We start from the raw sequence: 14,551 nt of genomic DNA on the forward strand, positions 1-14,551 counted from the left end.
TCTAAGAGTCTGCTCTTTTCGTTTTGAGACTCCGGCATCATGCTTGCTTTGCAATGTTTCGGAGACATTATGAGACAATTCTTAACGGCACTAATCATATTTAGTCTGGGACTGCCGGCCTTTGCGGAGACCCGCAAGACATTGCGATCCGACGGAGCCCGGGGCGTCTGCCTTGGCTGTGAAGACCGTGGCGACAAATCCGTGGATCAGATCCGCGCCCTTCGTTCCGCCGTGGGCGGCGATCAATCCTATAAAGACATCTACAAATACAACTACAACAAACAGAAAGACCGCAAGGTTGCCGAGGCCTGCAGCAACATGGTCACCAATGCGGGATATGGCCGCTGGGGTCAGCATATTCTGAACATCCTGAATGAACGCGAGTATCCGAACTTGTTTGACGGCACCCCTGACCTGGTCAGCCTGTGCCCGGCCTTCCCTCAATTGGGTCCGGAGGAAAAGAAAGTGATCTTTGTCGCCATCATGAATGTCATGGTTCTGGGTGAAAGCACGTGCGGAGTGGGCTCTCACACCGCGAAGGGTCCCAATGGAACCGCCGTGGGTATATTGCAGCTTCATCGCGGCGCGGAAGCCTCTTACGAAAGTGAAGGTCGACACGGTCATGGCCCTGAAATCGGCTGTAAAAATGGCGACGGCGAAAAACCGGAAAGTTCTTTGAAATGCGGCCTGCACTTGCTTGATATGCAGTTTGCCGGCAAAGGCGAATTGTTCAGCAGATCATCCCACTGGGAGGTTCTGCGACCTCAAGGCCGCAAACAGAAATACAAGTGGACCAAAAAAATTGTCAGTGAACTATCAATTTGCAAATAACAAAATCTTACGCCACTGATGCTGAAGTTCCGGATCCTGCATCAACTGGCTGTAGGAACGATCTGAAAACAGCACCCCTACAAACTTTCGCACCGGCAGACTGACCGTGCTGGCCGACCGCGCATCAAAGTGGTGATAAAGTATCTCGTGCACAACCAGCGCTGCCTGTTGATCCGTCGACATGATATTCCACAATGGGCGGTGGATAAAAATCTGATTCTTTTTCCGCACAGCCAGTTGAACCAGCTTCGCCGGATCCACGTCCGGAAGTTTTTCAAGATCCGTCGTCATCTGAAGTTCATTTCGGGTGAATTCCCAGCGTAAATCATTCAAAGACAACACCAGCAGCAAATGCAGTTCCGGGGAAAATCGCTCCAGGTCCGCCAGCTTCCGCGCAATCAACTGTACCGGAAAGTCCTTGGGAAGATTCACGCGCAAGTCCCAATAAGTTTTTTCAGAATAAGAACCGCCAAAGAAGGGCTGATCAACGGACGCTTCATAAAGATCCAGCAGCACCACTCCCCGATCTGTCAGCACACCCTTGCCGCCATTGCTTTCGCGATAGGCATGAGCGGAAAAACTCAACAGCGTCAAAGAAATGGCAAGTACCAGCAGGGCTTTCACTATTCCTCCTTGTTCAGCGGATATAACGACAGGCTCAACTGAAACACCTGATCCTTGGTTTCGCTTTCGGACAGAAAAAGACCCAGCTTGCGCCGGAATGCTTTGATCATTTGTTTGGCTTCGTGCAATTTGCGCGAATCTGTTGCCACCAGAATCGAAGACTGATCACGATGCCCCAGTGACAGGTCCTGCAAGGCCTGTACAGAACGCAACAACACCGCCTTCTGAAAACGGCGGTGCGCTTCGGACGCCGCCACATCACTTAAAATATCCGTGGTGAATCCTTCCGAAGTGTCGATCCAGGCGCCGTCGTTTTCGATTCGCAACAAGCCAACAGCCTGCAGACGATCCACACATTCCTGCGCCTGAGCCGCTGGGATTCCCATCACCAAAGCCACCCACTGCACATCCGGCTGAAAGGTCTTCAGTTTCAGCAATTCCAAAATGTGATAGTGCTGGGGATCTGATATGATTTTGAAGGTCTCCAGAGGAATTTTTTGAAGCTTCACCATGTTGTTTTTCGCCCGGCGGGTGTGGCGTCGGTATTTCTGCAATTCGGCTTTTTTAAAACTTTCAATGGCCTGATCGCTCAATTGGATCTTGCGGCCAATGGCTTCGACCAGTTCAGGGTGGATGGGGCGTTTGCCGTGCAGAATTTTTGACAGGCGGGAGTCATCAATCCCGATATAACGAGCGTAAGCCCGCTGGGAAAAATGACGGTCACCGGCGCGTTTTTCTTTGTAGTGATCTTTCAGGACATCGACAAAGTTTTTGGTGTTCATGCCAAGATCAGATCAGGCGCTGATCGGCAAGGCAATCACAGTGCGGGTGCGCAACCTTAAGTGTTTGCAACCCGCGAAACAGAAAATCAGTCTTTCGGACCACCATGAATCATATCTGAAACCAGTCCCTTGTCCTGACGGTTTTCCGCGATGACCAAACCCAGAATATGCCCAACAACAAATGCAGTAAAGAACCACATCATCAGTTCATGGACTTCTTTAACCGGATTCAGAGCTTCTTTGCTGATACCCAGCTCGGTTTTAAAGTACATCACCACACCAGACACCACCATAAAAACGGTGACCAGATAAAACAGCGCATAACCCGTCTTAACAATCGTATAGTGAAGTGCATTGGCCTTCTGCCCTGCCGGGACTTTACGCAGATTCCAGGCGCTTTGCGCCGCATGCGTGGCCGGGCATTTTTTAACCGCAAAAATCCCCACCAACACCCGCATCAGCATCAGCCCCCCCAAAGTGAATCCCAGCACATAGTGCCAGTCCCACATAGGCGTGCGAATGCCAATGGCGATATCCTTGGCCAGATCCGGCGTGATGGCGGCGCCCGCCTCCTGCATTTTACTTTCGATTAAAGCGGCGTTCGTGCGCCAGCTAAGAAAGGATTTGCGCAAAAATGCGGTCCCCAAAAGCCCCAGAATCACCAGAGCATTGAACCAGTGCCAAAGACGCAAACTTAATGGCTGATACTTTTTGAAGCTGTAGTTATTCATGAGCTCACACTAGCACGTCAGCCTGCGCGGCTGAAGGACAAAAGCGCGGTCTTCAAATCCTCAGCAACTTCCAACCCCCGGATGACTCCCATGCGCACCAGGCGTTCGCGCAGGTTTTCACGCAACGAACACAACCTGATTTCGGCAGGCTTCAGGCGGATCTCCCTTTGCACCTGCGCCAGCCACGGGATGGCGTCGGCACTGATGGACTCGACATCCTGAAAGTACAGCACGACACAACTGACTTCGCGTTTGGCCAGCAGCTCCTGACGGCAAGCCTCCAGGGCTGGCAACACCGGGGTGTTGATCTCGCCAGAGAAGCTCACCACCAGCATTTTATTTTTCTGGTTAAAACTATACTGAAACGACTTCTGATCTTCCAACGTACAACTCCTAGAAATCGGCTTCTTTATTTTCCCTATGGTAGCACATGGGTCCGAACATTAAACTTTTCCAAAATTTCCATATCAACTTGAGCCGAGAAACCCGAGATCCTGTCGGGGCAGCGTGCCAACCATAAACAAATCACCCCAAATCCGAGGCTACTTCGTACTCCATACAACACTCCGTTTGACAAGGATTGCGCCTGGAAATACATCTTTCAGGGTTCATTTCGGAGGGATTCATGAAAATATTTGCAGCACTTTTGCTGGCAGTTTTTGTTACATCTTCAACGGCCTTTGCCGCACCCAAAACCACGGCTCAAAACAACACCGTTGTTAAAGTTAATCCCGACACCCTTCGCCGCATGTTCCTGGATCGCAATGTGGGAATCGCGATCTCCCTGAACAACGTTCACCAGGCCAAAGAGCGCGTGAATGTGGCGCGTGGGAACCTGCTGCCTTCCGTGAATCTGGGGGGCGCTATTTCCAGCGGGCCTTCATTTGCATTGAACACGGTTTCTTTCCTGTTGCCTTTCCTGATGCCTTCCAACTGGATGGACCTGAAAGAAAATACCTACCTGCTGAAAGCACAGGGCATGTCTCACTACATCGCTCAGCTGAACGGCTATTCTTCCGCTTACTCCATCTACGTGACGATTCTGGGTGATATCGAACTGCGTGGCATCCTGGCTCTGCAATATGAAAATCTGAAAGCCATCGAAGAACAACTGCGCCTGCCCGCTCAGCTGGGCATGATCCGCGAAGAAGAATACCTGCAAGCTCAAGCTCAAACCCAGATGGCTCTGGTTCAGTTGTCTCAAGTGGACGAACTGGTTCTTCAGGAAAAAGCGGCGATCCGCGAATTGCTGGGCCTGTCCCTGACAACCGAAATCGTTTTTGAAGACGCGGCGGTTGCGGTTTCCCCGGTTGAAAACTGGTCCCCGCAGTCTTTGCTGACTCAAGTGCACGAAAAATCCCCGGAAAGCCGCCAGATGGCTGCCATGATTACCTCTGCTCAATACAACAAATGGAGCAAGGCTTTCAGCTTCCTGGGTGGCCATTCCCTGGGCGCATCCCGCATGAATGGATCCATGGGCGGTCTTGAGCACTCGGGTTCTGTGAACTTTGGTTTTGCTTACTTCCCCAACTTGAAAATCAGCAACTTGAACATCGAACAGCTGAAATTGCGCAAGCAAGAGCTGCAATTTGAACAAGCCAACCTGATTGAAGTGACTTTGGGTTCTTTGATGGAAGCCCAAAAGCAGTACAATGCCGCAGCTTTGGCCCACGCCAATCTGGTGAAAGTTTATGATGCAGAAGTTCTGCGCTATAAACTGGGCATGACCGACTTGTTGCACGTGCTTGAGGCTTCCAACGGCCTGACAAGCTCTGTGACAAACAAAATCAAAGCCCAGACGGCTTTGAACACTTTGCGTATCAGCCTTCACCGTATCATGATTTCTGAACAGTTTGCGAAAGTGGAAGACTGTGAAATCGAACGCCGTGGTTCTGGCGGCATCAAAGGCAAATTGGGCCGCGTATTCAACCCTGAAAAATATCAGGTGACCCTGGATGAGGTCTGCGGCAACTAGCGCAGATACTGGACATCAAAGTGGCCGTTAGAGGTTTCTTCCGGCCACACCAGAAGGCGATCCCCGCGATGCAGATCATCGCCCCGCTCAGATTCCCTGATCACCAATTCCTGCCCCACGCGCAGTGAGCATCTATCCAGTGTTTTCATAAGCCCTCCCAAAAAGTTCCTGTGGACTCTTGGACCCTAGTGTAACCCACAAAAATCCAAGAATCCCTTCACGGTCTCATTTTGACTATTGAACACCGGTGGAAGCAGAACGCTCCGGACGGCCTTTGCCCGGACCGCCACCACGGCCAAACTTAGGCGGTGCTTCGAAGCCCTTTTCTTTCAGGCAGGCATCAATCTTGGCGCGGGTCTCATCATCGGGGGCCTGAGGTCTTTGGCCGGGTTCAGGCTGTTCAATGCCCAGCTCTTCGTGACAGGCACGGAATGCCTCGCGCAGGGCTTCGTGGGACTTTTCCTGTGCCCACGTGGTGTGTGCGGAAGTGGTAGCCACCAACATCAGAGTCGCGATCAATTGTTTTTGCAGAGTTTTAAACATAAGGACCTCCTCGTCCTTTTCAAGAATAGAAAAGGACTATGGAGGCAGAATGGAACCATCCCGGAACAGGACGCTCTAGCGGACTTTTAACGGGTTTCGCAAACAATTCCCGGCTCTTGCGTGGTGCCGGTCAGATTGTAGTAATTGCGGGAATCCAGATCATTGATGAAAAGATCGCCGGTGTAACGCCCCATGAATGCGCCGTTTTTCAAAACCGGGCTGACACGGATGTGCACCATGCCGGCAGCGCCACCACGCAGATTCACATCATCCATGGATGTTGCTGGAACAAGCATAACATCAGAACGCGTGTAAGTCTGACCCGTGATTTTGTCATGAAGCTTCAATACCGCACCCAGATTATAGCTGCCGATGACAGGCTTCAGCGGATCAATGGCACGGTTGAAGATGACTTCAATCACAGCTTCGGCACGCATTGGCTCGTAACCCGGTACGCAGACAAGTTTAGAAACGGCAGCCCCTGCATTCAGGGACAAGGAAAGAATAAAAGCAGAAATCAAAAGTGTTTTCATGAGGGGACTTCTACCCGAAGCCCCTCACCGTTTGCAAGTGTCATAAAAGCCAGTCTTACTTGGCTTTCAATTAAGCTAGTTTTTAGCGTGCAAAGCCACTTTATTGCCTTCAGTGTCCTCGAAGGTCGCAATAAACCCGTACTGGCCGATGCTCTTTTTATCGGTCAGGGTTTTACCACCCTTGTCTTTGATCTTTTTCAGGCAGTCTTCGATGCTGTTCACACTGAAATAAAGCAAACAGCCGTCATGGGAAGGCTTGTAATCGGCCCCCTGCACCAGAGCCCCCGTGGCCCCCGGCTCTTTTTCCTTCATCGGAAACATCGCCATCTTTACTGGACCCATTTCACTTAACGTGAACGAGACATCAAAAGACTGTTCATAGAATTTCATGGCGCGCCCCATGTCTTTGACGGGAATTTCAAACCAACCGCAGATATGCATAAGAACTCCTTTGTGACGACGGAGTCCATTGTAAAGGCAGATGCTTAAAAAAATAATGCCCACGTGTAAAACACATGGGCACAGAGGATCTGGAGAAAAACGAATTGTTCTTTTTTGAATAGAATCAGAGTCACTCAAAAGCACACTCTATTTTTTTCATCTAAGAAACAACTATATTGTTTGAGCTCCTTTTAGTGAGGGATCAATTCAATTGATCCTATTCACGGTCCTCTTTGGACTCTTTGATGCTTCGGTTATTTCTAACTTTCATTCATCCAGAGTTCATACACTCATAGTACTCCTTCAAAAAAATAAGAAAACCGCAAACCCGCTCCCTTACTGCATCTTAAGCCCCAGCAGGACTTTACAAGTTCACTTTCGTTTGTTCACTGAACGAAGGAATTGAGAAATCCGAATCCATTCCAGATTCGCCCACGCACAAGGTCCTAAAAATTATGTCGCGGTAACAATTTTTCCGACGAACACCTCGTGTCAGCTAGCATCTGTCGAAGAACACACAGCATCTTTCACGGAGGATCGATGAATCTAATCTCTAAAAAATCCCTGGTATTGGCCGCTTTCCTTTCCATGACCGCCTGCGCAGGCCAAGACTACAGCTCCGCCGAAGTCCTTCCGGACGACACCGAGATGGAGCAGACAATTCCTGATACAGACACAGTTGATAAATCCACAGCCGAAGAAACTGAAACGGCAACAAACGAAGACACCACCACGGTGACTGAAAGCGAAGCGATTCTAAAAAACTATGATCATCTGGATCCAAAAAGACTGATCAATTCCAAAGCATTGGCAGAAGCCGTTGTTTACTTCGAGAAAAACCAATCCCGTATCAAAAACAAAAAGTACATGTCCCTGATCGATTTCGGCAAACGTTCAACTCAAGCCCGCTTCTTTATCATTAATATGTCCACGGGTGAAGTGACCGCGATCCATACAGCTCACGGCAAAGGATCTGATGCCAACCACGACGGCTACGCTGACAAATTCAGTAACAAGTCCGGCTCCAATGCCAGCTCTTTGGGTTACTACCTGGCGGCAGAAACTTACACTGGCAAACATGGTTTGTCTTTGAAGTTGGATGGTCTTTCCAGCACGAATTCCAAAGCCCGCGCTCGCGCCGTGGTGATTCACGGAGCAAGCTATGTGAAAGAATCAAGTGTGATTCAAGGTCGCAGCTGGGGCTGCCCGGCCGTGGCCAACCATCTGCGTGACAAAGTCATTGGCATGCTTAAAGGTGGAAGTTTGATTTACGCCTTTGCCAAGTAATTATTTGATAACAGGTTTTGTATCCGGCGGAGTTTTAATCTCTCCACAGGCGATCCGGTCTCCGGCTTCGCCTGCGGGCTGGGATTTATAATCATCCGCCTTAGCATGAATCACGATCGAGGTCCCTTCTTTGGAGATCACCGAATGTTTTCCTTCACGTACGGTGAGCATCGGGTTAACAACATCCACTGAGGCCGTTCCGTCATCTTTCACCACAATATTATTGAAATCCCCGGCATGCGGCCCGCCTTTGCTTTTATGGCCGTGCTTCTTTTTGTCCGGATTAAAGTGGGCACCGGCTGATTTGAAATCAGGAGCCGTGCAGAGGCCCTTTTCATGAATGTGAAAGGCTTTTTCCCCGGGCGGAAGGTTTTTTAGCTCCATCTGAATGCGCATCCCGTTGGTTACATCCGTCAGTGTCGCATTCCCCACCTGCTCGCCCTTGGCGTTGCGGATGATGATAGCCACCGGGTCTTGCTGTGCATACACAGAACTGGCCCCCACAAGGGTTAGTACCAGTGCTTTACTAAGGGCTTTAAACATAAAATTCCTCCCGCGAAAATATCAAATTAAGTTAAGGCGGTTTTGAGGAATCTCCAAAATAGAATACCTTGTAATTTACCAGATTTGACCTAGGCTTAGTTATACATCTATTCGAGGGAAAATTATGAAATGGATTTTGGCTGTTCTTGTCGCCGCACTTGCCGGATGCACCACCCCACCCAAGAAAGAATCCCCGCCACCGACAACTGTCGTTCCGGATGTAGCCGCTCCTTCAAGTATCGACTACGTCGCTTTGCAGACTTTTCTGGGGCTGGATCGCGCACCGGAAGAGCTGGGCTTCACGGAAAGAGCTTTCAACACCTGTGATGCTGGTTATGGCTATTCTCGCTCGCAAAATTGTCGCCAGGAAGTCTTTGTGGTGCTGCATTTTCGTCTGCAGTGCCGGGATTCTGAAGGCACCATCTCGACAATCCTGACAGAATCGGACGTAACACCGATTGCTGGCAAGACTGTGAAATGGAGTTTAAAAGGCATGACCGGAACGACCATCACCGATGGTCTGGGTTATGGACAGATTCGCACGGTGTCTCCAAGATCCCAGCGCCGCGAGCGCGCCCGACTGGCGGTGGGTTCGGAGTTCCTGTACATGCGAGCCAACGAGATCACAAAAATCATCACACCACGTCCGTGGTGCAATCCTTAATTGCAATCCACCTCTTGAATGTCGAGGGTCACATTTTTGGCAAAAGCACGACCCTTGCCTTCACCAATGATAGTCGCTGACAAGTTTCCACGCAGGATATCAGATCCGCCACAGGCGGTTTCAAGCAAGACGTCTTTCTGCCCCACATACTGGGTTGTTTTTTCAGCCTTTTCCGCCGACACGATTTCCAGGCTCTGTTTCGCGCCCTGACTGCCGGCTTTGAAGATTTCCACTTCCGCTTTTACGCGGGTTTGTTGAGGATAGGCACGCAGGCTGATCAACTGCTGACTGTCTCGCACGACAATCTTTTTTCCAGCCGGGGCCTTCAATGTCAGTGCAAATGTGCAACTGCCACGGGCGATCTTGCTGGTTTCTTCTTTCTTGACGTAAAGTCCGTTGGGAATGCGCACACGGCCTTCGGTTTCGCTCAGTTCATAGCGCCCCGGAGTCCATTCACAGGCGTTGCCCGCAGTTTCGACAAATCCCGCTGCCGCAGCCGAAGCGGCCAAAGACATAAAGGTGAATGAAGCTGCCAACAAAGTGTGTGTGATCATAATTCCCCCCCGGAAATTTCACTGGGGCCCGTTTGCCACCAGAGGACTTCTTAACGGAAGTCATGAGAGAATCATTTCAAGAAGAGTGCCAGAAATTTTGGCTCCAGATTTAGAGCGCGGACTTACCTGAAAAACATTGAACCCAGTGAAGCATGCCTTGTGAATTAGCAGCGATCCCCACACCCATGGTGCGAAAGTTAGAACTTAAGATGTTATTACGATGCCCCGTGGAGCTCATCCATCCCGCCATCACTTGAGCGGCGGTTGAATACCCGGCCGCGATATTTTCTCCCCAATAACTTCCCGACAGAGCAAACCGTGCAAAACGCTGCGAGGTGCTTTCTGTCGGACTGTCATGGGCGAAGAAGTTTCGCGCCACCATATCATCGGCATGGGCCTGGGCTTCCGCCACACAGGCTGGCAGGGCCGCCAGCGCATTCAGACCGCGGCTGGTGCGTTCTTGGTTGACCGCCACAAGGACTTCGCAGGCCATGTCCACCATGGTTCCACATTCGGAGCCGTTGCTTTCTCCAGAGGATTCCTGTTCGCTGGAATCACCCCCGGCCGGCAGCCCACCGCCCGCACCGCCGCCCCCACAGGCCGCCAGCGCCAGAGCAAACAAGAACAAAAATGAGACACGAATACCCAGTGTGGTCATGCCGTTCCTCCTGCAGGTTTTAAAGCAAAGACAGCGCCAATAAATCAAAACTGCTGAGGTGACTGAAATCGGGAACTTAGAGTGGAGGGGGAATTTGTGAATTCAGGGGAAAGTGTAAGCTGACTGAAGCGTCGACAGAAAAGACCGGATTCAGAAATAAAAAAAGGGCGGAAATTTCTTTCCGCCCTTTTCACTAAGATTAAAATCTTAAATTAGAAACGACCACCACGGTTGCCGCCGCCGAAGCCGCCACCACGGTTACCGCCGCCGCCACCGCCGCGACCGCCACCGAAGCCACCACGGTTCTCACGAGGAGCCATTGGTTTAGCTTCAGATACGTTCATCGCGCGACCCATCAACTCAACGCCGTTCAATTTAGCGATTGCAGTTGCTGCTTCGTCGTCAGTAGACATTTCAACGAAAGCGAAACCTTTAGAACGACCAGTTTCACGATCGATCACGATGCGTGCAGATTCAACATTTCCGAATTCAGCGAAAGTGTCAGCCAAAGACTGATCATCCAAAGAATAAGAAAGATTTCCAACGTAGATTTTTTTACCCATATAAACCTCCTAAGATTTGCTTTTGGGAAGCTCTTAAGAGGTCTTGGGCCCTATGCCCGAAAACTCTCCAGAGACTAAATTCTTGCTAGAGAATTTCTAGCGAATTTCTCGGAAAAGGGGAAGCAATTAAAATGAGAATAACCTAAATGAGCATTATTTCGTTGAAAGCTGCGAACACTCAGGCAATGGCGGCAGCGCGCAAAAACAAACAAAATATTGTGAAATCAATAACTTAAGTGGCAAAGATGGGTTTGGGCTGTAAAAACCCACCCTGTAAGAGGTCTAGACCTATCAGGGGGCCCGGAAGCCCCGTGGCGGCCGTTTAGCGGTCATCCACCAGGCGGATGCCGTCATCATGGACCGTGATCAGGCGCTTTTTATACAGCCCGCCCAGAGCAATTTTGTACTTCTTTTTGCTGACTCCGAACAGGTCATAGATGGCTTCCGGATCTGTTTTGTCGGTGATCGGCAGGAAGCCGCCTTTGGATTTCAACAACTCCATAATGCGTTCGCCGATATCAGCCGTGGCTTTGTGACCGGCTTCGTTCAGACGCAAATCGATTTTGCCATCGTCACGCACCTGCTTGATAAAACCTTTCAGACGCTGGCCGTATTCCAGCTGCTGAAATACTTCATTCGCATACAGCATGCCCCAGTGACGACCATTGATGATGGCCTTGTATCCCAAATCCGTTTTGGCTGCGATCAGCAGATCCACACTTTGACCGGCTTCGTAATTTCCGGATTCTTTGTCGATAAAACGATCCAGTCGCATGGAAGAAGAAATTCTGTCAGTGTTATCCAGATACAGATACAGATACACCAGCACGTTCTGACCAATCTTCAGATCACGGGTTTGTTCGCTGAATGGCAGGAACAAATCCTTCGGCAGGCCCCAGTCCAAAAAAGCGCCGACACGCTCAATGGATTTCACTTTCAGCAAACCGAAAGTTCCCACCATCGCAAACGGAATTTCCGTCATGGCCACCAGACGGTCTTCAGAGTCAAAGCAGACAAAAACTTCCAATTCGTCACCGACTTCACATTTTTCGGGTTGATAGCGCGCCGGCAACAGGATTTCCCCGTCACTTCCACCATCCAGAAAGACCCCGTATTCCATTGTTTTGACGACTTTAAGTTTATTGATTTGACCGATTTGAACCATGGCGCAGTGATGCCACAAAACTGCAGGAGGGGATACCTAAATCTGGGGCGGGTCATTTTTTCGTATTTCCATTCAGGACTCGACATTAAATGCCCTGCCTGCTACCTAAATATTTTTCATTTTCCCGAGGTGCCTGTGTCGCAAAATCAATTCTCATCTCTTCCCCTGTCCCCCGAACTGCTGGCTGTTGTTCAGGAACTGGGTTTTGAGACACTGACACCCATCCAGCAGGAAAGCATCCCGCTGCTTCTGGCGGGCAAGGACCTGATCGGTCAGGCCAAAACCGGCAGTGGAAAAACCGCGGCGTTCTCACTTCCGATCCTGAACAAAATCCAGATCGACCTGCCAGAACTGCAAGCCCTGATTCTGTGCCCGACCCGCGAGCTGGCAAGTCAGGTTGTCACCGAAATCCGCAAACTGGGCCGTCGTCTGCCGGGCTTGAAAGTTCTGGCGATGACCGGAGGCCAATCCGGCCGTGAACAAGCGGACGCTTTGGAAAACGGTGTGCAGATTGTCGTCGGCACTCCAGGCCGTCTGGCCGACTTTGTCGGCCGCAGCCGCATTGATCTTTCTGCGGTGAAAACCGTGGTCCTGGATGAAGCTGACAAAATGCTGGATATGGGTTTTGCCGATGAAATCAAAACCGTGATGCGCGACCTGCCAGGATCACGCCAGACCGTCTTGTTTTCTGCGACCTTCCCGGAATCTATCGAACATCTTTCCCGCAAGTACCAGCGCCACGCCCAACAGGTGATCATCGAGGATGAAGAGCAAAACCTGATCGAACAACTGGTTTACGACAGCGAAGACGATGACAAAACCAATGTGCTGATGCGCATTTTGCAACAGCATCCGTCCGATTCCACCATCATCTTCTGCAACACCAAAAATGCCGTGGCGGAAATCGCAGAACGCCTGAATGACCTGGGAGCTGCCAGCGGCTGCCTGCATGGAGACATGGAACAGCGTGAACGTGATCGCGTGATGGCGATGTTCCGCAACGGATCCCACCGTATACTGGTTGCCACCGACGTGGCAGCGCGCGGTCTTGATATCGACAATCTGGAACTGGTTATTAACTTTGACCTGCCTCTGTCCCCGGAAATCTATGTTCACCGTATCGGTCGTACCGGCCGAGCTGGCAAAACCGGCGTGGCAGTCACGATTGCTCACCCTAAAGACACGCTGAAACTGGGCCAGTTTGAAGAACTGACCGGTGGCAAATTCGCCCGTCCGTCCCTGGGTTTTAAAAATCAGTATGGTTTGAACAAAACCCTGAAAGAAGCTCCGATGAAAACCATCTCGATCTCGGGAGGCCGCAAGGACAAGCTGCGTCCCGGCGACATTCTGGGGGCCCTGACCGGAGCTGCCGGTGGTTTGACTTCTGCGGATGTGGGTAAAATCGAAATTCAGGACAAGATTTCTTTCGTGGCGGTGTCTGCGAAAGTTGCGGACGGCGCCATGCAAAAGCTGCGTGACGGTCGCATCAAAGGTCAAAAGTTCCAGGTTAAATTTGTAAAGTAACTATTCGCGCGAACGGAACAACGACAGATTGCCGCCGTCAAATTCCTGACCCGGCAACCAGCCTTCGCGTTCGGCGATTTCTTTCAGCCACAGTCGCGCGTTGCCCTTGGTGACCACGACAATTCTTTGACGGCGCGAAACTTCCACCAATTGACTCAAGACATGCTGATAGGTGTCCTTGCTGAAGGGGTCAAACATGTAATAGACCTCGGCATCAGGAATGCGGAAGGTTTTCTCGGACAGATCCTGCGTGAAAAAGTGCACGTGATCCTGCAAACCGAATTTGGCCGTGGATTCGTTGGAAATATCCACGCGGTGTTTGACGTACTCGTATCCGATAAAATCAATATCCGGCCTTAACACGCCTACAACCAGACCGACCCGTCCATAACCAGATCCCAGATCAATAAAACGTGTTCCTTGTGATGCCCGCACTTCCCGCAAAGCCGTCAGCAAAGTTGAATAGGAAGACTGCACACCCAGGCCCGCGCCTTCATACAGTCTTTCGGTGCCGTTCACGTCCGTCTTCATTCCCACATCGGCGTTATAGTTCAAACCAAAGATCTGATCCAGGCCATCGAAGGTGCGATACAGAGAAAGCGCCAGGGACCGCGCCTGCGTATTTCCCTGCAATGAAAGTGCGTTTTCATGAGCAAAGACATTTTCCATCAACTGCAGGGATCTGGCCACAAAGCGGTTTTGATGTTCTTGGTTTCCTGACTGAACGTGGGACAACAACAGACGCTCCAGCTCTTCGCAAAGCTCGGCCGTTCGGCGCAGTTCCTTTTCATTCATGTTTTGCAGAGTGTCCTGCAGATAGTTCAAAGACAAAAGATTGGAGGCAAAGGTCTGTTCTGTGAAGCGATGATAGTTCTCGGAACTGGTGGCCGGATCCTTTTTCAGATTCCACTGCTCCCCTTGCAGAAAGGTCAAAGCGGATCCCAGAAAGGTGACGTCAATAAAAGCCTCGGCCACTTCTTCCGGATTCAGGCTGGCAAACTGCTGCCGAAAATCCTGCAAGAAAGGCCCGCGCAATTCTTTTTTATAAGAGACCAATCCCTTGATAACGAACTCGCGAAGCAGGCTTTGATTTATATTCATATATAAAGCTTAGCATGGGTTCGTGGAAATAA

Annotated in this window: 19 protein-coding genes; 5 read left to right on the forward strand and 14 right to left on the reverse strand. The window is 50.6% G+C overall.

Going from position 1 to position 14,551, the window contains the following annotated elements:
* Positions 1 to 69: 69 nt before the first annotated feature.
* Positions 70 to 831, forward strand: a complete 762-nt coding sequence (locus tag AC04MQ_RS11680; protein ID WP_235046293.1) for a hypothetical protein — start codon at positions 70 to 72, stop codon at positions 829 to 831.
* Here AC04MQ_RS11680 and AC04MQ_RS11685 read toward each other — a convergent pair.
* The 4 genes from AC04MQ_RS11685 to AC04MQ_RS11700 form a co-directional block, all read right to left on the reverse strand.
* Entirely contained in the window at positions 817 to 1,455 is a 639-nt protein-coding gene (locus AC04MQ_RS11685; RefSeq protein ID WP_015090552.1) for a hypothetical protein, read from the reverse strand. The genes AC04MQ_RS11680 and AC04MQ_RS11685 overlap by 15 nt on opposite strands.
* Complete coding sequence (locus AC04MQ_RS11690) at positions 1,455 to 2,237, reverse strand: TIGR02147 family protein (protein ID WP_475392130.1); 783 nt, start codon at positions 2,235 to 2,237, stop codon at positions 1,455 to 1,457. The genes AC04MQ_RS11685 and AC04MQ_RS11690 overlap by 1 nt, the downstream gene beginning before the upstream one ends.
* 86 nt (positions 2,238 to 2,323) lie before the next feature.
* Positions 2,324 to 2,968 carry a cytochrome b/b6 domain-containing protein gene (locus tag AC04MQ_RS11695; protein ID WP_475392131.1) on the reverse strand — a complete coding sequence of 215 codons (645 nt, stop codon included), beginning with the start codon at positions 2,966 to 2,968 and terminating at the stop codon, positions 2,324 to 2,326.
* A 17-nt stretch (positions 2,969 to 2,985) separates the two neighbouring features.
* Positions 2,986 to 3,351 carry an STAS domain-containing protein gene (locus AC04MQ_RS11700; RefSeq protein WP_235046292.1) on the reverse strand — a complete coding sequence of 122 codons (366 nt, stop codon included), beginning with the start codon at positions 3,349 to 3,351 and terminating at the stop codon, positions 2,986 to 2,988.
* 242 nt (positions 3,352 to 3,593) lie between these two features.
* Here AC04MQ_RS11700 and AC04MQ_RS11705 point away from each other — a divergent pair, with 242 nt between their 5' ends.
* A complete protein-coding gene (locus AC04MQ_RS11705; protein ID WP_015090548.1) occupies positions 3,594 to 4,943 on the forward strand; it encodes a TolC family protein in 1,350 nt (449 codons plus the stop codon).
* On the opposite strand, the gene AC04MQ_RS11710 is transcribed toward AC04MQ_RS11705, so the two are convergent.
* The 4 genes from AC04MQ_RS11710 to AC04MQ_RS11725 form a co-directional block, all read right to left on the reverse strand.
* A complete protein-coding gene (locus tag AC04MQ_RS11710) occupies positions 4,940 to 5,092 on the reverse strand; it encodes a hypothetical protein (protein ID WP_475392132.1) in 153 nt (50 codons plus the stop codon). The genes AC04MQ_RS11705 and AC04MQ_RS11710 overlap by 4 nt on opposite strands.
* 85 nt (positions 5,093 to 5,177) lie before the next feature.
* Entirely contained in the window at positions 5,178 to 5,486 is a 309-nt protein-coding gene (locus tag AC04MQ_RS11715) for a hypothetical protein (protein WP_475392133.1), read from the reverse strand.
* An 86-nt stretch (positions 5,487 to 5,572) separates the two neighbouring features.
* A complete protein-coding gene (locus tag AC04MQ_RS11720; protein ID WP_475392134.1) occupies positions 5,573 to 6,019 on the reverse strand; it encodes a hypothetical protein in 447 nt (148 codons plus the stop codon).
* Positions 6,020 to 6,094: 75 nt separating this feature from the next.
* On the reverse strand, positions 6,095 to 6,460 hold the full coding sequence (locus AC04MQ_RS11725; protein ID WP_015090544.1) for a VOC family protein: 366 nt from the start codon (positions 6,458 to 6,460) through the stop codon (positions 6,095 to 6,097).
* A 540-nt stretch (positions 6,461 to 7,000) separates the two neighbouring features.
* Between AC04MQ_RS11725 and AC04MQ_RS11730 the strand changes: the two genes are divergently transcribed.
* Positions 7,001 to 7,747 (forward strand): murein L,D-transpeptidase catalytic domain family protein, encoded by a 747-nt coding sequence (locus AC04MQ_RS11730; RefSeq protein ID WP_475392135.1) that lies wholly within the window; start codon positions 7,001 to 7,003, stop codon positions 7,745 to 7,747.
* Here AC04MQ_RS11730 and AC04MQ_RS11735 read toward each other — a convergent pair whose 3' ends face one another.
* Positions 7,748 to 8,290: a superoxide dismutase family protein gene (locus AC04MQ_RS11735; RefSeq protein ID WP_041577305.1), complete on the reverse strand. Its 543-nt coding sequence runs from the start codon at positions 8,288 to 8,290 to the stop codon at positions 7,748 to 7,750. It lies immediately after the preceding gene.
* Between the two features lie 124 nt (positions 8,291 to 8,414).
* Here AC04MQ_RS11735 and AC04MQ_RS11740 point away from each other — a divergent pair, with 124 nt between their 5' ends.
* The gene (locus tag AC04MQ_RS11740) at positions 8,415 to 8,954 is read left to right on the forward strand and encodes a hypothetical protein (RefSeq protein ID WP_015090541.1); all 540 of its coding nucleotides are present in this window, start codon (positions 8,415 to 8,417) and stop codon (positions 8,952 to 8,954) included.
* Here AC04MQ_RS11740 and AC04MQ_RS11745 read toward each other — a convergent pair.
* From AC04MQ_RS11745 to AC04MQ_RS11760, 4 genes are all read right to left on the reverse strand, one after another.
* Positions 8,951 to 9,508 (reverse strand): hypothetical protein, encoded by a 558-nt coding sequence (locus AC04MQ_RS11745; protein ID WP_015090540.1) that lies wholly within the window; start codon positions 9,506 to 9,508, stop codon positions 8,951 to 8,953. The genes AC04MQ_RS11740 and AC04MQ_RS11745 overlap by 4 nt on opposite strands.
* Before the next feature lie 109 nt (positions 9,509 to 9,617).
* Positions 9,618 to 10,166, reverse strand: a complete 549-nt coding sequence (locus AC04MQ_RS11750; protein ID WP_475392136.1) for a CAP domain-containing protein — start codon at positions 10,164 to 10,166, stop codon at positions 9,618 to 9,620.
* Between the two features lie 212 nt (positions 10,167 to 10,378).
* A complete protein-coding gene (locus tag AC04MQ_RS11755; protein ID WP_011163890.1) occupies positions 10,379 to 10,729 on the reverse strand; it encodes an RNA recognition motif domain-containing protein in 351 nt (116 codons plus the stop codon).
* 322 nt (positions 10,730 to 11,051) lie between these two features.
* Complete coding sequence (locus AC04MQ_RS11760) at positions 11,052 to 11,894, reverse strand: CvfB family protein (protein ID WP_475392137.1); 843 nt, start codon at positions 11,892 to 11,894, stop codon at positions 11,052 to 11,054.
* 135 nt (positions 11,895 to 12,029) lie between these two features.
* Between AC04MQ_RS11760 and dbpA the strand changes: the two genes are divergently transcribed.
* A complete protein-coding gene (dbpA, locus tag AC04MQ_RS11765) occupies positions 12,030 to 13,418 on the forward strand; it encodes an ATP-dependent RNA helicase DbpA (RefSeq protein ID WP_475392138.1) in 1,389 nt (462 codons plus the stop codon).
* Here the strand turns inward: dbpA and AC04MQ_RS11770 are convergent, their stop codons facing one another.
* Positions 13,419 to 14,519 carry a class I SAM-dependent methyltransferase gene (locus AC04MQ_RS11770; RefSeq protein WP_475392139.1) on the reverse strand — a complete coding sequence of 367 codons (1,101 nt, stop codon included), beginning with the start codon at positions 14,517 to 14,519 and terminating at the stop codon, positions 13,419 to 13,421.
* Positions 14,520 to 14,551: the final 32 nt, after the last annotated feature.

It is taken from the genome of Bdellovibrio sp. MYbb2, from assembly GCF_056175685.1.